The sequence below is a fragment of the Sanyastnella coralliicola genome (assembly GCF_030845195.1).
In the GTDB taxonomy this organism is placed as follows: Bacteria; Bacteroidota; Bacteroidia; order Flavobacteriales_D; family Sanyastnellaceae; genus Sanyastnella; species Sanyastnella coralliicola.
In genome coordinates this window covers 2,599,605-2,621,578 of record NZ_CP132543.1, presented here as the reverse complement: position 1 = coordinate 2,621,578, position 21,974 = coordinate 2,599,605, and the positions used below count along the sequence as shown (strand labels likewise).

Genomic DNA, 21,974 nt, shown 5'->3' with positions numbered 1-21,974 from the left:
AGCATAGCATTACTGCTTTGTGCTACATTCTACTGCCTTTTTTTATGCACACATACCTATATTTCCTTGGGGTTATCTTATTTTGGTGACGCCTTAGAGTAATGCTATGCTGAGATTTTTACACCTGTGTTTATGTATGTTGGTGGTCGTGTCCGTTTGTGGACAGACCGTACGAGGGACAGTTCGAGACGCTGAGACGGGAGAACCGATCTTCAGTGCGAACGTCATTGTGAAGGGCACAACAACAGGTGTAACCACTGATTTTGAAGGAGAATTCAAGATCGACGTAGCCTCTCTTCCAGTCACACTTCAAGTAAGTTTTATCGGTTATACCTTGAAAGAGGTCAACGTTGCTGACAACAAAAAGCGAGTTGATGTGAAGCTTTCTGCGGATCAAATTATGATCGATGAAGCAGAGGTTGTGGGTGAACGAATTTCAGACAAACAAAAACAGGCACCATTGACCGTAGAAACAATGGATGCCATCGCCATTAAAGAAGCCCCTTCAGGAAACTTCTATGAAGGTCTCGGAAACCTCAAAGGGGTTGACATGACCAGTGCATCTCTCGGGTTTAAAGTGATCAATACCCGTGGATTCAACTCCACTTCTCCTGTACGTTCGTTGCAGCTGATTGATGGGGTAGACAACCAGTCGCCAGGTCTGAACTTCTCACTTGGAAACTTCCTCGGAGCAAGTGACCTGGATGTGAAATCAGTTGACATTGTTGCCGGAGCGAGTTCGGCTTACTTCGGTCCAGGTGCCTTCAACGGGGTGATTAACATGGAGACAAAGAGTCCGTTTGTTTTCCCAGGATTGTCGTTGTCGATGAAGATTGGTGAACGCCAGTTGTTCGAACAGGCAGTGCGCTATGCTGAAGTGGTTCAGAACAAAGAAGGACAAGACCTTTTTGCGTGGAAACTCAACTTCTACAACATGCAAGCCAATGATTGGGAAGCAGAGAACTATGGTCCGGTTGACAACTCAGGAGTACCTGAAGATAATCCGGGCCGTTTTGATGCCGTCAATATCTACGGCGACGAGTACTACCCGGCAAATGACTTCTCGACTTCCGCTCCATGGAACTACCCTGGGTTGGGTACATTCTACCGCACAGGATACCGTGAGATTGACCTTGTTGACTACAATACAAAGAACTTGAAAGCCAATGCTGCTTTCCACCTCCGCACGCACCCTGAGCAATCGTACGATTCACCAGAGTTGATTTATGCGATCAACGTGAGTACGGGTACTACGGTGTACCAAGGTGATAACCGTTTCAGCTTGCGTGACATTGTCTTCTACCAGAACCGTTTGGAGTACCGCAAGAAAGGGAAGTGGTTCATTCGTGCTTACATGACCGGTGAAGACGCAGGAAACTCTTACGATCCATACGCAACGGCCTTGACAATGTTGGAGCAGACACGAGATCCAAATGAATGGGCTCAGGTGTACGTTCGCTTCTGGCAAGACAGTATCTCACCGATGACAGAAGATCTTGGTTTCCCTGAACTTGAGTTGATGTTTGACGACGAAGGAAATCCATTCTTCGAGTTCAACTACGATTCATTGGATGTTTGGACAAACACCTACCAAGATTCGCTTGTGCACTGGCATGGCTTGGTAGAAGGTTGGACCAATACCAGCAACTCTGGAATTCCAGGGATTCCGGAAACAGGTTACCTAGAACCAGGGTCTCCTGAATTCAACTCATTGTTTACGGAACTAACGAGCTCAAAGAACAACGAATTAGAGGGAGGAACACGATTGTATGACCGTTCTGCGCTCTACCACTTCCACGGGGAGTATTTGTTCGAGCCAACCTTTATTGACCAGATTCGAGTCGGGGCCAATTATCGAATGTACCGACCAGACTCTGATGGAACCATTCTCGTAGATACCGCGGGTACGAAGATTACCAATGATGAATGGGGTGCTTACATGGGAGTGGAGCAGAAGTTTAAAGAGGACAAATACATCCTCAGCGGTACCATCCGATTCGATAAGAACCAGAATTTCGATTTGGTGATTAGTCCGGCAGCGTCGCTAGTAATTAAGCCAGGAGAGACCGATTACCTGCGATTCTCTTTCTCAAGTGCATTACGTAATCCAACACTTGCTAACCAATACCTATTCCTTGATGTAGGTCCGGCCATTCTTTCTGGAAACTTGAATGGGGTAGATAGCTTGATTACCCTAGAAAGCTTCAGTGATTATCGTAACACCTTGGATACTGATACCCTCCGATACTTCAACATCGGACCTATCAAGCCTGAACAGGTGCGCACCTTCGAAGTAGGTTACCGCACAAGCCTAGGAGAGAAGACGTATATCGACGCGGGATACTACTTCTCGGAGTACACAGACTTCATCGGATTCAACATCGGAATCGATGCTGTATTTAGCGATAACGGTCTTCCAACAGACCTTCAGGTATTCCGTTATTCAGCTAATTCACAAAGCAAAGTTCGTACTCAAGGCTTTAGCATAGGAATTAATTACTATTTGAATAACAACTTTGTAGTTGCAGGAAACTACTCTTGGAACCAGCTGGTAACAGCTGACGAAGATGATCCGATTATCCCTGCGTTCAATACACCGGAGCATAAGTACAATGTTTCGTTGAGCGCTCGTGACCTTGACTCTAAGTGGGGTAAGAAGAACAAGTGGGGCTTCGGAATCAACTACAAATGGATCCAAGGCTTCATCTTTGAAGGATCACCTCAGTTCACCGGATTCGTACCAACCTACGACCTAGTGGATGCACAGGTGAACTACTACGTTGACAAGATCAACTGTACTTTCAAAGTGGGGGCATCAAACGTCCTAGACAACCAACAGATTCAAACCTTTGGTGGTCCACGTGTAGGGAGACTGGGTTACTTCTCAATCCTCTACGAACTTAAAACGCTTTAATAACTTGAATTGAATATAAAGTCAACCTTATGAAGAAAATCTTTACTCTTATGGCAATGATGCTTCTCGTGGGTGCAACGCAAATGAACGCGCAGCGCTACCTCGAGGAGATCTTTGATGAAGTGGAAGTAACTACTGATGTTCAGTACGGTACGAACGCTTCTGTTCTTGCATACGCTATCTTCGGAGAAGCAATTCCTGAAGACCTAATCATGGATGTTTATGAGCCATCTGGCGATACTGAATCTGAGCGTCCATTGATTCTTTACTTCCACACTGGAAACTTCCTACCTCACCCTGATAACCTATCACCAAGCGGACTTCGTACAGATTCAGCGACTGTTGAGATTTGTAACCGTTTTGCTCGTATGGGTTACGTTGTAGCAAGCTGTGATTACCGTCTAGGATGGAACCCACTTGCTGAAACACAGGAAGAGCGTGTGAATACACTGATCAACGCTGCTTACCGCGGTGTTCAGGATGCACGTACTTGCGCTCGTTACTTCCGCATGGATGCTGAAGAGAACGGAAACGAGTTCGGAATTGACACAGAGCGCATCGCGATCTGGGGACAAGGAACAGGTGGTTACATCTCTTTGGCGGCATCTACGCTAGATGATTACACTGATATCCTACTTCCTAAGTTCACTTTGGAGAACGACGGAAACCCAATTCCAATGGTAATCGAATCGGTGAACGGAGACATCTTCGGAACATCTTTCGGTGTGAATCCACTTGATGGTGATACTCTATGTTACGTAAACCACCCAGGATACGATTCTGATTTCGGTGTTTGTGTAAACATGGGTGGTGCACTTGGAGACATCTCTTGGCTAGATGACACTGATGGTCCATTCATCTCATTCCAGTCACCTTCAGATCCATTCGCTCCTTACGAGGAAGGAATCGTAATCGTACCAGGTGTAAACCTACCTGTAGTAGAGGTTCAGGGTAGCTACCTTGTTCAGCAACTTTGTGCTACACTTGGAAACAACGACGTATTCGCTACTACTGACTTCGGTGATCCATTCACTGCAGCTGCAGACGAAGACAACGACGGATACGATGGTCTCTTCCCGTTCGTTCGTCCAGAAGGATTCGAAGCTGATACAGCACCATGGGAATTCTGGGATCCAGACAACAACCCGAACAGTGCAGCTGGTTTCGCAACAAACCCTGATATGACAGCAATGAAGGCGCGTACATTCATCGATACAATCCAGGCGTACGCTGCGCCTCGTATGATGTGTGCATTGAACCTTCCTGACAACCCATGTGCTCTTGGAGCTCCTGAGAACGACCTATGTGATAACGCGATTGACGTGAACCCACTATTCGGTCAAGGAGAAGATCAAACACAGATGTCTGATACTTACACGAACGTAGGTGCAACAGCTGAAGATCTTGATATCGGTTACGATTGTTTCGAAGACAACAACAACGAAGCACCTAGCATTGAGTCTACTGTATGGTTCACATTCACAGGAGACGGTGAGTGGTACAACATCTCTACAAGCGATTGTGGTGGTACTGCTGAATTCTTCGAAGGTGATACGCAGATGGCGATCTACGAAGGTCCTTGTGTTGATCTAGGTCCTGTTGCTTGTAACGAAGACATCGATTTCGATAACGGTGACTACTACAGCGAAGTATTGATCGAAACTACCGCTGGTACTGAGTACTACATCATGGTAGACGGATACGACTACACTGGATTCGGAGCTGAGCCTGCGACTGGTGACTTCTGCCTAGAGATCACACAGACTTTCGTAAACATCGAAGAAGTGAATTCAATCGGACTAAACATGTTCCCGAACCCAGCAACAACGTCATTGAACTTGACTGCTGATCAGAACATCGAGTACGTAGAGATTTTCGACATGAACGGACGTATGATCGAAAGCATCAACATCAACGCAACTCGCGCGGAAATCGATGTTGAAGCTTGGAACACTGGTGTTTACACCGTACGTGTACAATCAGGAAACTCAACTGTAGTAGAGCGCTTCGTGAAGAAGTAATCAACTGCAAAAGATGACATGAAAAGGCTGCCTTCGGGTGGCCTTTTTTGTAGGCGGTAAGCGGTAGGCAGTATGCGGTATGCGGATCGCGGATCGCGGTAGCAATGAGTTAAAAGTTCGGACGCCGCATGCCGGACGTCGGAATCGGAATACGGATCGCGGAACGCAGATCGCGGTAGCAACGAGTTAAAAGCTCGGACGCCGGACGCCGGACGCCGGAAAAACTAAGCCCCTCGCTCTACCAACAAACGGACTTTCTTCTCCATCTCCACATTCATCGGATGGCGTTCATCCAACTTGCGGGTGAGTTCTTCTCTCCAGCGGATGGCTAGGGAGCGGATAACATCTTTGTCTGGGTTCGCAATTTCAGGGATGTGTCCGAGGACGGTGATGCCTGAGTATTTGGCGATGACCTCTTCGGATGAAGGGGTTGGAGTTCCGTTAAAGACGACACCGGCAATAGGAATACCGCGTTGCTGAAGTACTTCGATGGAAAGAAGCGTGTGATTGATAGACCCGAGGTAATTACGACTCACTAGGATCACAGGGATGTCCCAGACCATTAATAGATCAAGGATGGTTTGGTCATCGTTCAATGGTACGTGCAAGCCACCTGCTCCTTCGATGATGAGCGGACGTTGGTTGACCGGACGATGAATTTTAGCTGGCTCGATGCGTACGCCGTCTACCTCAGCTGAATAATGCGGAGATGCAGGAGTGGTTAATCGGTAAGCTTCGTCAAATATGTGGAGATCATCAGAGATTAATGACCTGATTGTTTTGCTATCGGAGTTGTCTAGGTCTCCAGATTGAACTGGTTTCCAGTAATCTGCCTGGAGTGCTTCACATAGAAGAGCTGAAACAATTGTTTTCCCTACATCCGTCCCAATTCCAGAAACAAAATATTCCATCGAGTAGATTTAAGTTCAGTTTGTTCTAATGTAATCAAAGATGTCGAAGATGGCATCAATCTCCGCCTTCGAATTAAAGGCATGAAGACAGATTCTTAGACCTTCCTGTCCTTCCGGAACCGTAGGTGAAAGAATCGCTTTCAGATCATAGCCTCGTTCTGAAAACGCCTGCGAGCATTGAAGGGTTGCACGATTACCACCAACTGAATAAAACTGTACCTGTCCGCGGTTCATTGACGCCTCGGCGTAATCTTTCGCGCGCATCAAATAGTGCTGAATGTTCTCACCCAATAACTCGCGCTGCTCCTGCGCTTGATCCCATCTGCGCAGGCCGTGAAAACACAATTCAGTGAGAAGCGGCGAAGGCGCAGTAGTGTAAATAAACGGACGAGAGAAGTTTGCCAGGGCTTCTTTGATTGATGTTTTTTCTCGCCTAACGGCGGAACGCGATTCTCGCTTCTGCACAATGGCGGCTCCTTGTATTCCGAAGGCCTTTCCAAAAGTCTGAATGCGAACATCTACATCTGCGATGACATCCTGAGACTCGGAAGTTCCAATACCATGCTCACCAAAGAATCCATTGGAATGCGCTTCATCAACGATCAAGGCGAAATCGAATTCAGACTTTAGTGCTGAGATAGCTTCGAGGTCAGGCGAATCGCCATGCATGCTGAATAGTCCTTCGGTAACAACCACGCATTCCCCTTCGCTGCGCTCCAATTTCATTCGGAGATCCGTGAGGTCGTTGTGCTTGAACGACCACGCTTTTCCGCGAGAGCGAAATAAAGAAGAACGAATGCTCGCATGAATGTACTCGTCAAAGAGAACGGTCACACCAAGATCAGACAGCATCGAGAACAAGGCTTGATTCGCTTCAAAACCAGACTGAAAGAAGGTGGCTTCGTCTCCTTGAAAGCGCTCCGCAAGAAAAGTCTCTAGCGTCCGCAAGCGAGGGTAGTTACCGGTAATGCTGCGAGAGGAAGAAGCACTACTTCGGTCTGCTGAGAGGTTGACTTCCTCCGCACCAAGGCCGAGGTAGTCATTGCTAGAAAAATCAACGGGAGGAAGCTCGTCGCGTAGCATACGCAAACGGTCTTCCTCCCGTCGTTTTTCCAAGGCATTTTCCAGAGCTTTCAGCATGCAGCGAAGATAGGGAATGGGAGACGGTTGACCGTGGACGGTAGACGGAAAATCTTCAGGTGAGGATCGCTGATCGCGGATTGCGGATTGCGGATCGCGGATTGCGGATTGCGGATCGCGGATCGCGGAATGCGGATCGCTGATCGCGGGATGTAAGATCCGGATGCCGGACGCCGGACGCCGGATAATCTAGGCCTGAATTACGGCTTTCTACCTGCTGCGTATGGCAACTCCTTCACATTCCCATTTTGATCAACCAGAATGTACCGCGTTTGAACTTCAATCTTTACTTCGGGTTCTGGTTTGGCCACCACTACTTCCTCTTTCGGCTCATCTTTTGGACGTTCGATGAAGAGGCGTACTTGGAGATTGTAGGTGTATTGAACGGCCGGTTCAATGATTTCTGGATTGATCACAAAGTCGAAACCGTTGTAACCTACCTTGTTGTAGTAGACGGTTGAACGCTGCTCAGCGGTGATGGTGTCTACTTCATCCCGCTTGCGTTTTTGGATGGCTTCGATGCCTGTTTTTACTACGGGCTTGTAGTTCACATAGCGTTCAAGTGGGAAGAAGATACCTTGGCGATCACTTGTTTGACGCCATTCTTCTCCTACCGGAATACCGAGGTCTTGCAATTGTTCGATGCGATCAGAAAGCACAGCCATGGCTTCCATGCGCAGGCTGTCGTAGAATGCACGGTGGTTTTTGACGTAGTAATCAACCTTGATGAGATCGTAGATTTCGTTGATGGCAGCTGCCGTTACGATACGGTCGAGCATAGCTGCATCTGTGAAATGTACGTGTAGGTTTTTCTGGATTTCGAATCCAGCAGGAATCTCCGTGTAGTTTTTAGTGAAGAGCTTCTTGGTCACCGCCACTTCATAGACTGGCACCAAGCTCAACATGTCTGGAAGAATGTCTTGTTCTCTCAGGCCTTCCTTCATCATAATGTTTCGGAAGCCCTCAATACGAGCAGAAACCAATGAATCAGCTTCAGCTGCAGTTTCGCCCATTTGAACAACGTGGAAGATGGCCAGGTACGAATCAGCCTTCACGTTGATCAGTCCGTTAATGTCGATCACCATGTGATCTTGATTGGGCTGAGCAGCCTTCGGGTGGGCCACTTGTTGTGCTTGAGCAGCCCAACGGCTTGTTTCGTTGTAAAGGATGTTTCCTGAGGCTTGCGCCGAAAGGAGAGGGGAGATCGCGATCAAGACGATCAACAGGAGGAGCTTTTTCATATCAGTGAATTTTGGTGTTCCGTACACCGCATTCACTGGAAGGTTCATTTCACCTTCACACGAAGCTCAATTTCTGTGACCGGATTTTTCGAATTTGAGTACAGCTTAATCGTACGGTACTGCCAGCCGATTTTTCCTTCGGTGTCAAAGGTGACGCGTACTTCAGCGCTTTCACCTGGAAGGATAGGCTCCTTTGGGAAGAATGCCTTCGTACAAACGCATTCTACATCGTATTTCGTGATGATCAGGGGAGCATCACCGGTGTTGGTGAATGGGAAAACATGTTCGAGTTGTTCCCCCTCTTCGACCTTGTCGAACTTATGCACCTTATGGTCAAAAGAAAGCTCCGCTTCCTGCGCGAACGCAAGAGCGGAGCTCAAAAGTGTGCATAGTATCAGTACAGTGCTCTTCAGCATCTGATGATTACTTGTTTACAGGTGCGCCAGAAGCAGTCTGCTTCACAGGAGCTCCAGCTCCAGACTCGGCCTCTACTTTACCTTTGATACGGATCACCTTCGTAGGCTCATTCACCGCGTTTGAAGTAATCGTTACCGACTTGTTGATAGGGCCGATACGCTTTGTGTCATACTTCACAGAAATCGAAGATGTCTCTCCTGGGTTGATAGGTGCTTTGTCGCACTTAGGTACAGTACATCCACAAGATCCTTTACAACGAGTGATTGTCAATGCGCTAGTTCCAGTGTTTGTTACTGTAAACTCACATCCACCGTCAGCTCCCTGAGGGATTGTTCCGTAATCGTGAATTTCTTTGTCCAATGAGATCACAGGACCATTAGTTACTTCTTGTGCATTTGCAGTGAATCCTACTGCAAGAAGGAAGAAAAGGGTATAAAGTACTTGTTTCATGACGTTGTTTTTCGGTTTGCAACTTGTACACTTCAAATCTAACGCCAAATTTTTCAGATGGTTCGGGCTTTAACAAAACATTAACAGCGGGGTTTTGGTTGACGGTTGACGGTTGACGGTGGTTTGCGGAATGCGGATCCCGGAATGCGGATCGCGGATCGCGGAATGTAGGGGAGTGGAATGTGGAACGTGGAATGTTTAAAGTTTAGATTCCGTCCACCGTCCACCGTCCACCGTCCACCGTCCACCGATTTCCAAGTTGCCTGAGAGGCAATCTCTACAAAACGTTGGAGTAGGGTTAGGAGCAGCGCAAGGCGCTCCAAAAAATCAGTCCACGGTCCACAGTCCACGGTCTACTATCAACTACCTCCACCATTTGCCTGCCTTCTCGAGATATACGACCTTTGCAAACTAGTTTTTAACGCTTCCGCGCTAGCGAAAGTAAACCCCTCATCAAATGCAGGAGATACCTACTAAGTACGACCCTACAACCACTGAAGATAAGTGGTACGCTTACTGGATGGAAAACGAGCTGTTTAAATCAGTTCCAGACGAACGTGAGCCTTATACGATCGTCATCCCACCGCCGAACGTCACCGGGGTCTTGCACATGGGACACATGCTGAACAATACGATTCAGGATGTTTTGATTCGTCGTGCGCGTATGCGTGGGTACAATGCATGTTGGGTGCCTGGAACCGATCACGCATCGATTGCGACGGAAGCGAAAGTAGTACGCAAGCTGCGTGAAGAAGGCATTAAGAAGTCTGACCTTTCACGTGATGGTTTCTTGGAGCACGCGTGGGAGTGGACACACAAACACGGGGGTATCATCCTTGACCAATTGAAAAAGTTGGGTGCGAGTTGCGACTGGGATCGCACGCGCTTTACGATGGATGAGAAGTACTACGAAAGTGTAATCGACACCTTCATTGATCTTTTCGAGAAAGGAAAAATCTATCGTGGTGAGCGCATGATCAACTGGGATCCAGCGGCACTCACAGCACTTTCTGATGAAGAGGTGATCTATAAGGAGGTGAACTCAAAACTGTACCACGTTCGCTACCAAGTAGCAGGTTCCGATGAGTGGTTGACGATTGCAACTACTCGTCCGGAAACCATCTTGGGAGATACAGCAATTTGTATTCACCCAGACGACGAACGCTACACACACCTTCATGGGAAGAAGGCCATTGTGCCACTCGTCAATCGCGAGATTCCAATCATCTTGGATGATTACGTAGATATGGAATTCGGAACAGGATGTTTGAAAGTAACACCTGCACACGATGTAAATGACTACGACCTCGGCGAGAAACACGGCTTGGAGACGATTAACATCATGAATGCGAACGGTACATTGAGCGAAGAAGCGACCATGTACGTGGGCATGGATCGTTTTGATGTACGTAAGCAGATCTCAGCTGACCTGAAAGAAAAAGGTCACCTCGTGAAAGAGGAGGAGTACATGAATAAAGTGGGCTTCTCGGAAAGAACAGATGTGGTTATTGAACCGCGTCTTTCGCTTCAGTGGTGGTTAGATATGAAAGAGCTGTCAAAGCCAGCCTTGGAGAATGTGGAGAACGATACGATTCGTTTCTTCCCTCCAAAGTTCAAGAACAGCTACCGTAACTGGATGGAGAACATCAAGGATTGGTGTATCTCTCGTCAGTTGTGGTGGGGACATCAAATACCGGCCTACTATTACGGAGAAGGCGACAATGATTTTGTTGTGGCGAAGACTCCTGAAGAGGCATTGACGAAAGCACAGGAGAAATCTGGAAATGCTTCCATGACTGCTGCAGACCTCAAGCAAGATGAAGACGTAATGGATACGTGGTTCTCTTCTTGGCTTTGGCCAATCAGCGTTTTTGATGGATTCTACACGAAGGAAGAAGTAGACTACTACTACCCAACAAACGACTTGGTAACGGCGCCAGAGATTATGTTCTTCTGGGTAGCAAGAATGATCATCGCCGGATACGAGTACCGCAATGAGTTCCCGTTCCGCAATGTGTACTACACAGGTATCGTACGTGATAAACTTGGTCGTAAGATGAGTAAGTCGCTAGGGAACTCACCTGACCCAATCGACTTGATGAAAGAGTACGGTGCAGATGGGGTACGTGTTGGGATGCTTTTGACCTCACCGGCAGGGAACGACCTTCCGTTCGATGCGAAATTGTGTGAGCAAGGACGAAACTTCTCGAACAAGATTTGGAATGCGTTCCGCCTTGTAAAAGGATGGGAGGTAGCTGACGTAGAACAGCCAGAAGCTGCTAAGCGAGGAATTGAATGGATGGATGCTCGTCTAGCGAAAGCTATTTCAGAAATCAATGACCTCTACGATCGTTTCAAGATTTCAGAGGCACTCATGGCGACTTACCGTCTGATTTGGGATGATTTCTGTTCGTGGTACCTCGAGATGGTGAAGCCAGTATACGGTTCACCGATTGATCGCACTACGATTGAAGCAACGACAAAGTATTTCGAAACCGTGCTTCGACTTCTTCACCCATTCATGCCATTTATCTCAGAGGAGATTTGGCAACTTTTGAATGAGCGAAAAGATGCTTCTGAATCCATTTGTTTGGCTACGTGGCCAGAAGCTGGTGCACAGAATGAAGGTCTATTGAAAGACTTCGAGGCTACACAAGAGGTTGTAGCAAGCGTTCGTAACATCCGCAAAGACAAGCAGATTCCAAACAAGAATCCACTGCAGTTGAGCGTGAAGTTGAATGAAGGCTACAACAAGGATTTCGACGCCGTAGTGGCACACCTTTGCAATGTGGAGGCAGTTGACTACGTATCAGAAAAGGTGGATCAAGCCTTCTCATTCATGGTAGCAACCAATGAATTCTTCGTTCCATTTGGTGAAACAGTAGACCTTGAAGCAGAGAAAGAGAAGCTTCAGAAAGAACTCGATTACCAGAAAGGATTCCTCATCAGCGTGAGCAAGAAGCTCTCAAATGAGCGCTTCGTAAATAACGCTCCAGAGGCAGTTGTCGCTTCGGAACGCAAGAAGCAAGCAGATGCTGAATCCAAGATTCAGGCGATCGAAGAGAAATTGGCTTCTTTGAACTAGTCAGAAAACAATATTCAACGAGAGGGACGGATCATATCCGTCCTTTTTGTTTTAAATCGATGATCTATAAACGATAATCTATAACCTAAGCGGAACCACTAACGCCTATAGCCTAAAGCCTAACGCCTACCGAAGCTCCTTAAGCTTACGTCGAATCCAAACATACCCCACTGCCGCAGGAACAATATTCCCAATCACAATAGCGAGCCATACCGACCAGATGGAGAAATCCATCACGACTGAGAATACATAGGCGAGCGGTATTGAAATCCCTACCACACGGAGAAGGAAGATCCAGAAGCCAGGCCATGATTTGTCGATCGATTGAAAGGCGTTGGCAATGACCATCAGAGCTGCAAGGAAACCGTAGCTCAGGCTCACGGTGAACATGTAGGCTTGGGCGTATTCAGTTACTGTTGGGTCATCGGTAAAGACACCGATCAAAGGTGAAGCGAAGAGCGCCACCAATACCCCAATTCCAGTGGCACTTAGGAAGGCGTAGCTTACTGCTTTGTTGAATGCTTCTTTTGTTCTTGTGAAGTTTTGAGCCCCAATGTTCTGTCCCATCAAGGCCATGGCACCGAAGCCGAAACCAGCTGCTGGGAGGTAAGCGAAGAACTCCATTCGGAAGCCGAGGCTGAATGCGATGGCTCCTTCCTCCATGAACTTAAGGGTCGTGATGTAAGTAATCGCAGCAAGCCCCATTGGGAAGATCGTTTGCGTTAATGCCGCAGGGAAACCGATACGCAATACTCGACGCACAGATTCCCACTTTACATTCAGGTTGCTAAACTTGAATCGAATAGGTCTGTTCGGAGACATCAACTTGCGAATAGCCACAATTAAGAAGACGCTTTGCGAAACCAATGTAGCCGTCGCCGCCCCGCTAATCCCCATGGCTGGAAGTGGACCATATCCGAATATTAGCAACGGGTCCAATACGATATTGATGGCTGTAGAAAGGGCAAACAGTTTGGTTAAGGTCGTGGTGTCACCTTGGGAGTTGAAGGCGAACATTACCGCCATCATCAGGAAGAGTAAAACAGAACCACTACTCACAATCAGGAAGTACTCTTTTGCTGGTTCAAAGATCTCTCCCGAGGCTCCTGAAAGCGTCAAGAACTGATCGGCAAAAATCAAGGATAGCAAGGTGAAGAAGGCCGCCATCAGTGCACTCAAGACGAATGATTGTCCTAGTACCCGTTCAGCCTCAACCTGGTCTTTAGCGCCAATGTGCATGGCCATCACTACTCCAGATCCTACGGTAATTCCGAATCCCAGAGAGATCATAACAAACAGACTAATCTGTGAAATACTCACTGCCGCTATGGCCTCGTCTGAAATTTCGCTCACCCAATACGTATCAACGAAATTGTAAAGGGTATAAAAGAACATCGAGAGCATCATCGGCCACGAAAGTGACCACAGTTGTTTAGGAATGCTCCCTTGGGTTAAGTCTTGATCGTGCATGGTGGAGGTGTTGGCGTCAACCTAGCAATTCATCTAGGTGCCAGACAAGATAGTTACTCTAGGCTTATGGCCTAAGGCCTAAGGCTTAAGTCTCTACCCCATACTAACGCCTATAGCCTAAAGCCTAAAGCCTGGCAAAGCGAACCTTTGCGAAAGAACTGTGTTCTACCTACATGTTTGGACTATTCAAAAACGACCCAGTCAAGAAGCTCGAGAAAGAGCATAAGCGACTGTTAGACGAGGCCTTTCGAATGAGTAAGGTAGACCGCACGAAGTCAGATGAACTGACAGCGAAGGCGGCACAGATAGAAGAGGAGATCATGAAACTGCGTTCGAATTGAAAACGATTGCAGTGATTGGAGATAGCAGAGGGATCGGAGCCGAAGTGCGCGATCAGCTGCTAGCGGCAGGACACCAAGTCATCGGAATCTCGAGAACAGGGGCTACGGCGGGAGGAAACTATACCTCAATTACGCAAGATGTAGTTGCTGAACCAATCGACCTGTCTGAGCATACAGACCAGCTTGATGGTCTGGTTTACTGTCCGGGTACGATCAATTTGAAGCCGTTTAGTTCGTTGAAACCTGAAGACGTCATGAATGATCTTCAGGTGAATTATATCGGTGCTTTTCAGAATATCCAGAAGAATTTCAGACTTCTACGAAAGGGAAATGATCCGGCTGTTGTGCTCTTTAGCACTGTAGCGGTGAAGAACGGAATGGCCTTCCACAGTTCAATCAGTGGAGCTAAGGCTGCCGTGGAAGGACTCACCAAAAGCTTAGCGGCTGAATTCGCACCGAAGATTCGTGTGAATGCGGTAGCACCATCATTGACCGATACTTCGCTGGCCGAAGCTTTGTTGAATAACGAGAAGAAGCAAGAATCAGCGAAAGACCGTCACCCGATGAAACGCTTTGGAGAAGCGGCAGATGTTGCCCGTGTAGCGTCGTTCTTGGTCGGTAACGAATCGTCTTGGATGACAGGACAAATCATAGGTGTTGACGGTGGCTTGTCTACTTTAAAAGTCTGAGATGAAACGATTGTTGAGAGAAGATATTGATGCGCTAGACAAACGTTTCAGAGCGGCATTAATCAACAGCCTAAGCGGTTTTAAAAGTGCCAATCTTATCGGTACCTGCGATATTAAAGGACAGCCGAATCTTTCGGTGGTGAGTTCTGTCGTGCATTTAGGTTCTAATCCTCCCTTGTTTGGGATGGTGATGCGTCCACCAGTGGTTCCGCGTCATACCTATGAGAACATTCTGGCGACAGGAAGCTACACGATTAATCATATCAATGTTGCCATCGCCGAACAGGCGCATCAAACGAGTGCACGGTATGACCGAGAAGAAAGCGAATTCGATGCCGTAGGGTTGACACCAATATGGAGAAAGGATTTTCGTGCTCCAGCAGTGGAGGAAGCGAAGGTCCGCATGGGGCTTCAGCTGATCAGAGATATTGATATTGAAGAGAATCAAACGCGTTTTCTCGTTGGCGAATTGAAATGGGTTGAGTTCCCTGAAAGCGCTATCGCGGAAGACGGATATTTGAATATCGAAGATGCCGGTACAGTGGCCATCTCTGGATTGGATGGGTACCATCAAACTAACCATCTCGGTCGTCTTTCTTACGCTAAGCCTGATAAAGAGATCGTTCGCCTCCAAGAGGTGATGCAAGGATTCTAGTCATGTCTTCGAAGGTTAACGTCGTCTGGTTCAAACGCGACCTTCGTTTGCGTGATCATGCTCCATTAAAGGAAGCCATAGGATCAGGACTTCCTCTCATCATGCTCTATGTCTTCGAGCCGAGCATGTTGGAAGCTCCTCAATACAGTTCCCGGCATTGGCGCTTTGTCCAAGAGTCATTGAATGACCTGAATGCCCAGCTTTCCGCGCTAGCGACACAAATAGTCATCAGAAAAGAAGAAGTAGAAGAAAGCTTCGACATCCTTCGCCATCAGTTTGATATTCAGGCTGTCTACAGCTACCAAGAAACCGGACTTTTTGGCTCTTTCGCACGCGATTTAATGATGAAGTGTTACTTCGCACAGCATGATATTCGATGGCAGGAATTCCAGATGAATGGTGTACACCGAGGTATTACCAATCGCAATTCTTGGCGAAAAGACTGGTACTATTTCATGAAGCTCCCCCAAGAACATCCGAACTGGGAAGCATTCCTCCCAGCGCTGTCAACGGAAGATTCTCAGCGATTGACCCATCATCTCGATCCATTCGAGCCTGAAGGGAAATTTCAACCTGGAGGTGAACAGAAGGCGCATGCTTATTTGAAGAGTTTCTTGAATGATCGTATTCGAAAATACGCTCGCAGCATTTCCAAGCCAGAAGCGAGTAGAAGTGGTTGTTCACGCATCTCGCCCTACATCGCTTGGGGAAACTTGAGTGTCAGGCAAGCGTATCAAGCCTCGCAACTTGCCAAAGAACAGATTGGAGAAAAGCGCAATATCTCTGCTTTCGCTTCACGGTTGCGCTGGCACTGCCATTTCATACAAAAGTTCGAGATGGAAGATCGCATGGAGTTTGTGAATGTGAACAGTGGATATAATTCCCTCGATAGAGGAGAAGACGAACGAATCTTGACCGCTTGGAAGACAGGAAATACGGGATATCCGCTTGTGGATGCGTGTATGCGTTGCTTAATTGAAACAGGCTACGTGAACTTTCGGATGCGTGCAATGTTGGTTTCTTTCCTCACCCAACACTTATGGCAGCATTGGAAACAAGGTGCTGATTACCTCGCTCAACTCTTCTTAGATTTTGAGCCAGGCATTCATTTTCCTCAATTTCAAATGCAGGCCGGAGTGACTGGAATTAACACCGTGCGGATCTACAATCCCGTGAAACAATCACAAGATCATGATCCAAATGGCGTATTTATTCGCAAATGGGTGCCGGAATTGAGTACCTTGAACGATCATCAGATCCATGAACCTTGGCAGATTCCGCCTTTAGAGGCGGCATTGATCAATTTTGAGCTCGGACGGGACTACCCGCATCCGATCGTTGATTTAGAGCAGGCAGCGAAGGAAGCACGGGAAAAGATCTGGAAACACCGACGTGATCCGTTGGTAATTAAAGAAAGTAGGCGTATCCTGCGGCGCCATACGATACCGGGAAGAAGAAATGAGTAAACTGTTATACCACGAGATCGAGAAAATCAGTGATGATCACCAATGGGTGGTGTTCATTCACGGAGCGGGAGGAGCCATCGAAACATGGAAGTTTCAAGTAGAGGCGTTTCGTCCACACTTTAACTTGATGTTGCTTGACTTGCGTGATCACGGAAGAAGCAAGAACATCGATCCTGAGCACGCGAACTATGATTTCGACGTGGTGACAAAAGATATCCTCGCGGTGCTTGACCACTACGAGATCAACAAGGCACACTTTGTTTCGCTATCGCTCGGTAGTGTCATCTTGCAACGACTAGATGTGTTGCGTCCACAGTTGATTGATCGCATGGTCATGGCAGGAGGTATCTTCAAGGCAACTTTCAAAATGCACTTCTTCGTGCACTCAGCGAAGTTCTTGAACTACTTACTTCCTTACCGAACGCTGTACAACATCTTCGCATACATCGTGTTGCCGAAGAAGAACCACCAGTTCTCTCGTCGTGTATTCCAGCGTCAATTCAAGCGCTTAACACGTAAAGAGTATTTGAAGTGGGTTGGTCTCTACCGCCATTTCTTCCGCGCACTTCGCGAGTATTTTCATCGTCCGGTTGACAAGCTGTCACTCGTCGTTATGGGTGAAGAAGACCATGTCTTCATCAAAGCTGCTAAGAAATTCGATCGTGTTCAACAGCACGTCACACTCGAGATTCTAGAAGAGTGCGGACATATCGTGAACATTGAACAGCATCAGCGATTTAATGAGCTTGCTATTGATTTTTTGAAGACTGAGTAGGCGTTAGGCTATGGGCTTTAGGCGTTAGTATTTACTGGCGCCGTTTCCCTTAGCGTTTCGAGATTTTGTTGCCTGAGATGTGACGTTGACGGGAACACTTGTGTCGTCCCTCTGTGAAGGTGCGTTTCTTTGAGTGCTTTGTATTTCTCCCCTGTACACGTGCTCTCCACAACCTCCAACTCGATGGTTTGAGCTGTCGACGCATCAGGTTAATCACCTCCGCTTCCTTCAACCCAAATTGCAATTCAATCGCATCAAAGGTGGTACGGTCTTCCCATGCCATTTCAATAATGCGGTCAATGTCTTCTTCAGATAGGGTGCGGTCAATGCGTTTGTTCATGGACGCTGTGTGGTTTGTAGTTTGTGGTTCGTAGTTCGTGGTTCGTTGCGAGAGCAAACGTTTTCGATTGTCGATTATCGATTATAGTTTGACGACCCGTCAAATTGAGAACATAGAGGGATTGAAAATGTTCTTCCTGCATGCGTAAGCAGCATTTACCTAGTAAAGAGTGCGTTGTTTGTGGACGGCCTTTCACATGGCGCAAGAAATGGGAGCGTGTTTGGGATGAGGTGAAGTACTGTTCTGAGCGCTGTCGAAGGAATAAAACCACATGAAGACCCTCCGTTTGATCCTTGGTGATCAGCTCAATTTGCAGCACAGTTGGTACAATAGTGTTGACGATCACGTTTATTATTTCATGGCTGAGATGCGCCAAGAAACAGATTACGCGCCGCATCACATTCAAAAGGTCGTGGCCTTTTTTCTCGCGATGCGCGAATTTGCTGCGAAGCTTGAGGCTGCCGGGCATCAAGTGATTTATCTGAAGTTGGATGATGCGCGGAATACGCAAAATTTGAATCAGAATCTTCTCGCTAGCGCGGAATCGGTAGGAGCCTCTAGGATAGAGTATCAGTGGCCAGATGAATACCGTCTTGATCAACAACTCGATGAGTTGGATAACCAGTTCGACGGTGTTGTTGAGCACGTAGACTCCGAACACTTTCTGACATCTCGATTCGAGTTACGCGAGTTCTTCCAAGGCAAGAAGACCTACCTGATGGAGAGTTTCTATCGTATGATGCGGAAGAAACATCAAGTGCTCATGGAAGGCGATCAACCAGTCACCGGACAATGGAACTACGACGCCAATAACCGCAAAAAGCTGCCGAAAGGTCATCGTCCACCCGAGCCGAAACTGTTTGAGCGAGACGTCACTTCGGTGGTTGAAATGCTGACCAAGTCAGGAGTGAAGACGATTGGTACGCTTGATGAAAAGCGCTTCCTATGGCCAGTAACTGAAGAAGAAGGAAATGAGCTTCTCACGTTTTTCGTAGATGAATGCATGCCTCATTTCGGAGATTTCCAAGACGCCATGACGCCCGAGTACTGGTCCTTGTATCATTCTCGGTTATCGTTCCTAATCAATTCAAAGATCATTCACCCGATGACCGTCATCCGAGCGGTAGAAGAACGATGGAAGGCAGATCCCTATCACGCTTCTATTGCGCAGGTAGAAGGCTTCATTCGTCAGATCCTAGGTTGGAGAGAATACATGCGCGGAATTTACTGGGCGAAAATGCCCGAGTTTGCTTCGTTGAACTTCTTTGAGCACGCTCGTAAGCTTCCCTCTTGGTTCTGGGACGGGAATACGAAAATGGCCTGCCTTCGTCATGCCATTAAGCAATCATTGGAATATAGCTATGCCCATCATATCCAACGTTTGATGGTCACTGGTAACTTCGCCTTGCTCGCAGGAATTGACCCAGACGAAGTAGACCAATGGTACCTAGGAATCTATATCGATGCGATCGAATGGGTTGAAATCACCAACACCCGAGGCATGAGCCAATTCGCAGATGGTGGCATCGTAGGCACCAAGCCTTACGTCTCTTCAGCCAACTACATGAAGAAGATGTCAAGCTACTGCGACAATTGCGTCTACGACCACAAAAAGAAATCCGGAGAAGGCGCCTGCCCATTCAACAGCCTCTACTGGAACTTCTACGACCGCCACCGCGACAAGCTCGGCAGAAACCCACGCATCGGCATGATGTACCGCACCTGGGATAAAATGGCGCCAGAGAATAAAGCCGCTCTTCTCTCCCAAGCCAACGATTACCTCAACAACATCGAAGCACTGTAAATCACCAGTTATCGGTTATCGGTTATCGATTATCGATTATCGTTTTTCGATTAATTCGCCATTTCGCCATTTCGCCCTTAAGCCCTCCAAAAGAAAGGAATTCGAACACAAAACCACTTCATCTGTTCCAATCACAAATCAGCAACCGTGGCTAAGAAAGCGATCTATTGGTTTAGGAATGATCTAAGACTGAATGACAACCCAGGATTGGATCGAGCATTGAGAGAGGCAGAGGAGGTGATTCCGGTATTCGTCTTTGATGACTGGTGGTGGGATCAAGATAACTGGGGACTGGTGAAGACCGGACCATTCCGCACGAAGTTCTTGTTAGAGAGCGTGGCAGACCTTCAAACAGAACTCCGGAAATTGGGAGTGGAGTTGCAGCTGTTCAAAGGTGACACGGTCAAGGTGCTGAAAGATTTGTCTTCAAAGCATCAGACTAAAACGGTTTACGGGCAGCAAGAGCATACGCAAGAAGAATTTGAGTTAGAACAGGCTATCGCCGAATCGCTCACGCTTCATTTGGAAGAGGGGTTCACCCTTTACCATCCTGAAGACATCCCGATGGACATTCAAGACCTACCAGACATCTTTACTCAATTTCGCAAGAAGGTAGAGAAGTATGCGAAGGTGAGAGAGCTAAAAGCAGCTCCAACGACTTGGAATACTTCAGGACTGGATGCTTGTGAGTTGCCTACCATGGCTGATTTCGGGCAAACCGATCCATCACTTGATCCGAGAGCGGTATTAGAGTTTAAGGGAGGTGCTTCTGAGGCCAAAGCGCGCATGGATCACTACTTCTGGAAGACGAAGAAACTCAGTGTTTACAAGAAAACGCGCAACGGACTCATCGGCGCCGATTACAGTAGTAAGTTTTCTCCGTGGCTCGCGAATGGTTGTATCTCACCTCGTGAAATCTACTGGGAGATCAAGAAGTATGAGGCTCAGTATGAAAGTAATGAAAGCACTTATTGGTTGATTTTCGAGCTGATCTGGAGAGACTACTTCCGCTTCGTTGCGATGAAATACGACGACCGCATTTTCTGGAAGGCAGGCATCAAAGGACGAGCTCCAAAATGGCGCAAAGACAAAAGATTATTGGCTCAATGGGCAGAAGGAAGAACACAAGATGAATTCGTCAATGCGAACATGAGAGAACTAGCGAAAACCGGTTTCATGAGCAACCGAGGCCGACAAAACGTAGCTAGTTACCTGGTTCATGACTTGGGTGTAGACTGGCGACTTGGAGCAAGTCTTTTCGAGCACTTCCTCATCGACTATGACCCATGTAGCAACTACGGAAATTGGATCTACGTTGCTGGTGTAGGCAATGACCCTCGTCCGAACAGAAAGTTCAACACCCAACTACAAGCAGACCGCTACGATACAAACGGGAAATACAGATCACGCTGGAGCAATGAGGTACTGGAACTTAACCTATAATGACCCTGATCGCTGGGACGAAGTCTACGCGATCACCGGAAGACCAGTCCCGTTCTTCAAAGGCATCGCTCAAGGAGGAACAGGCTCACCACGAGGTGTCTTAATTGATGTTCCGGGAGAAGCGTCTGAGATGTTAGGAGAAACCAGCAACGTCAAATACTGCAACCTCCAACGTACGCAACAAGGCGCTATCCTCTATTTCAAAATACGCCTTGAAGTATATGGTATCCCGCTAGGTGACCACGAGGTTCTCTCCATGAGAAGAGAGCTTCAAAACCGCACCAGCCATCCTTGTGTGTTTACGCTAAATCTAGCTTCAGGAAAACAAATCCAAATCGCTTGCGATGAAGCCAAAGCAGGAGCATGGGAGTTGTTCTTTAAGAAGTGTTTTGTGAGGATATAGTCCGGCGTTCATATCCGGCGTCCATATCCGGCGTCCATATCCGGCGTCCGGCGTCCGGCATCCGTTTTTTTTCGCATACCGCCTACAGCCCACCGCGTTCCGCAATCCTCCTTTGAAAAATAAACGGAGCCCTAAAAGGCTCCGTTCAGCTAGTGTAAGAATACGTCAGGATGGTTAATCCTTCGCTGCATCGGAAATACAACGTTCCCTACAATTCTAAGGTATGGGAATTGTCTTGCAGTGGTTGTAGGAGAGTGGACTACAATTCTGCTTGTGGCTTAAGGCCTATGGCCTAAGGCTTAAGGCGGCTGTTAATACTCCGGCGTCCGGCATCCGGCGTCCGTTCGGTTTCCGCTCACTGCTTACTGCCTACCGCCTACGGCTTACGACGTTCCGTCCTTTATTTTCC

General features: G+C 47.5%; 19 protein-coding genes. 12 read left to right on the top strand and 7 right to left on the bottom strand.

Annotated elements, in window-relative coordinates:
• Nucleotides 1-106 precede the first annotated feature (106 nt).
• Both RA156_RS10910 and RA156_RS10905 read left to right on the top strand, forming a co-directional pair.
• Nucleotides 107-2,914: a TonB-dependent receptor gene (locus RA156_RS10910; RefSeq protein WP_306640092.1), complete on the top strand. Its 2,808-nt coding sequence runs from the start codon at nt 107-109 to the stop codon at nt 2,912-2,914.
• Between the two features lie 29 nt (nt 2,915-2,943).
• Nucleotides 2,944-4,935: a T9SS type A sorting domain-containing protein gene (locus tag RA156_RS10905; RefSeq protein WP_306640091.1), complete on the top strand. Its 1,992-nt coding sequence runs from the start codon at nt 2,944-2,946 to the stop codon at nt 4,933-4,935.
• 224 nt (nt 4,936-5,159) lie between these two features.
• Here the strand turns inward: RA156_RS10905 and bioD are convergent, their stop codons facing one another.
• The 5 genes from bioD to RA156_RS10880 all read right to left on the bottom strand — a co-directional run bounded on the left by bioD (nt 5,160) and on the right by RA156_RS10880 (nt 9,094).
• A complete protein-coding gene (bioD, locus tag RA156_RS10900; protein ID WP_306640090.1) occupies nt 5,160-5,846 on the bottom strand; it encodes a dethiobiotin synthase in 687 nt (228 codons plus the stop codon).
• 15 nt (nt 5,847-5,861) lie between these two features.
• A complete protein-coding gene (locus RA156_RS10895; protein WP_306640089.1) occupies nt 5,862-6,986 on the bottom strand; it encodes an aminotransferase class I/II-fold pyridoxal phosphate-dependent enzyme in 1,125 nt (374 codons plus the stop codon).
• Between the two features lie 200 nt (nt 6,987-7,186).
• Nucleotides 7,187-8,227, bottom strand: coding sequence for an SIMPL domain-containing protein (locus tag RA156_RS10890; RefSeq protein WP_306640088.1), 1,041 nt, complete (start codon nt 8,225-8,227; stop codon nt 7,187-7,189).
• A gap of 44 nt (nt 8,228-8,271) precedes the next feature.
• A complete protein-coding gene (locus RA156_RS10885; protein ID WP_306640087.1) occupies nt 8,272-8,643 on the bottom strand; it encodes a DUF1573 domain-containing protein in 372 nt (123 codons plus the stop codon).
• A 7-nt stretch (nt 8,644-8,650) separates the two neighbouring features.
• Nucleotides 8,651-9,094: a DUF1573 domain-containing protein gene (locus RA156_RS10880; protein WP_306640086.1), complete on the bottom strand. Its 444-nt coding sequence runs from the start codon at nt 9,092-9,094 to the stop codon at nt 8,651-8,653.
• Nucleotides 9,095-9,551: 457 nt separating this feature from the next.
• On the opposite strand from RA156_RS10880, the gene RA156_RS10875 reads away from it, so the two are divergent.
• A complete protein-coding gene (locus RA156_RS10875; RefSeq protein WP_306640085.1) occupies nt 9,552-12,179 on the top strand; it encodes a valine--tRNA ligase in 2,628 nt (875 codons plus the stop codon).
• A 126-nt stretch (nt 12,180-12,305) separates the two neighbouring features.
• Here RA156_RS10875 and RA156_RS10870 read toward each other — a convergent pair whose 3' ends face one another.
• Entirely contained in the window at nt 12,306-13,649 is a 1,344-nt protein-coding gene (locus RA156_RS10870) for an MATE family efflux transporter (protein ID WP_306640084.1), read from the bottom strand.
• A 173-nt stretch (nt 13,650-13,822) separates the two neighbouring features.
• Between RA156_RS10870 and RA156_RS10865 the strand changes: the two genes are divergently transcribed.
• Genes RA156_RS10865 through RA156_RS10845 form a run of 5 tightly spaced genes read left to right on the top strand, consistent with a single transcriptional unit; the run spans nt 13,823 to nt 17,575 of the window.
• A complete protein-coding gene (locus RA156_RS10865; protein ID WP_306640083.1) occupies nt 13,823-13,990 on the top strand; it encodes a Lacal_2735 family protein in 168 nt (55 codons plus the stop codon).
• A complete protein-coding gene (locus tag RA156_RS10860; protein WP_306640082.1) occupies nt 13,987-14,679 on the top strand; it encodes an SDR family NAD(P)-dependent oxidoreductase in 693 nt (230 codons plus the stop codon). The genes RA156_RS10865 and RA156_RS10860 overlap by 4 nt, the downstream gene beginning before the upstream one ends.
• A gap of 1 nt (nt 14,680) precedes the next feature.
• Nucleotides 14,681-15,334 carry a flavin reductase family protein gene (locus tag RA156_RS10855; RefSeq protein WP_306640081.1) on the top strand — a complete coding sequence of 218 codons (654 nt, stop codon included), beginning with the start codon at nt 14,681-14,683 and terminating at the stop codon, nt 15,332-15,334.
• Between the two features lie 2 nt (nt 15,335-15,336).
• A complete protein-coding gene (locus RA156_RS10850) occupies nt 15,337-16,800 on the top strand; it encodes a cryptochrome/deoxyribodipyrimidine photo-lyase family protein (protein WP_306640080.1) in 1,464 nt (487 codons plus the stop codon).
• Nucleotides 16,793-17,575: an alpha/beta fold hydrolase gene (locus RA156_RS10845; protein WP_306640079.1), complete on the top strand. Its 783-nt coding sequence runs from the start codon at nt 16,793-16,795 to the stop codon at nt 17,573-17,575. Before RA156_RS10850 ends, RA156_RS10845 begins: the two co-directional genes overlap by 8 nt.
• 49 nt (nt 17,576-17,624) lie before the next feature.
• On the opposite strand, the gene RA156_RS10840 is transcribed toward RA156_RS10845, so the two are convergent.
• Nucleotides 17,625-17,915, bottom strand: coding sequence for a TIGR03643 family protein (locus RA156_RS10840; RefSeq protein ID WP_306640078.1), 291 nt, complete (start codon nt 17,913-17,915; stop codon nt 17,625-17,627).
• Nucleotides 17,916-18,055: 140 nt separating this feature from the next.
• Here RA156_RS10840 and RA156_RS16665 point away from each other — a divergent pair, with 140 nt between their 5' ends.
• The 4 genes from RA156_RS16665 to RA156_RS10825 all read left to right on the top strand — a co-directional run bounded on the left by RA156_RS16665 (nt 18,056) and on the right by RA156_RS10825 (nt 21,565).
• Entirely contained in the window at nt 18,056-18,190 is a 135-nt protein-coding gene (locus RA156_RS16665; protein WP_350339785.1) for a DUF2256 domain-containing protein, read from the top strand.
• A complete protein-coding gene (locus tag RA156_RS10835) occupies nt 18,187-19,719 on the top strand; it encodes a cryptochrome/photolyase family protein (protein WP_306640077.1) in 1,533 nt (510 codons plus the stop codon). The genes RA156_RS16665 and RA156_RS10835 overlap by 4 nt, the downstream gene beginning before the upstream one ends.
• A 147-nt stretch (nt 19,720-19,866) precedes the next feature.
• Nucleotides 19,867-21,162, top strand: a complete 1,296-nt coding sequence (locus RA156_RS10830) for a DASH family cryptochrome (RefSeq protein ID WP_306640076.1) — start codon at nt 19,867-19,869, stop codon at nt 21,160-21,162.
• Entirely contained in the window at nt 21,137-21,565 is a 429-nt protein-coding gene (locus RA156_RS10825) for a hypothetical protein (protein ID WP_306640075.1), read from the top strand. Before RA156_RS10830 ends, RA156_RS10825 begins: the two co-directional genes overlap by 26 nt.
• The last annotated feature ends 409 nt before the right edge of the window (nt 21,566-21,974 follow it).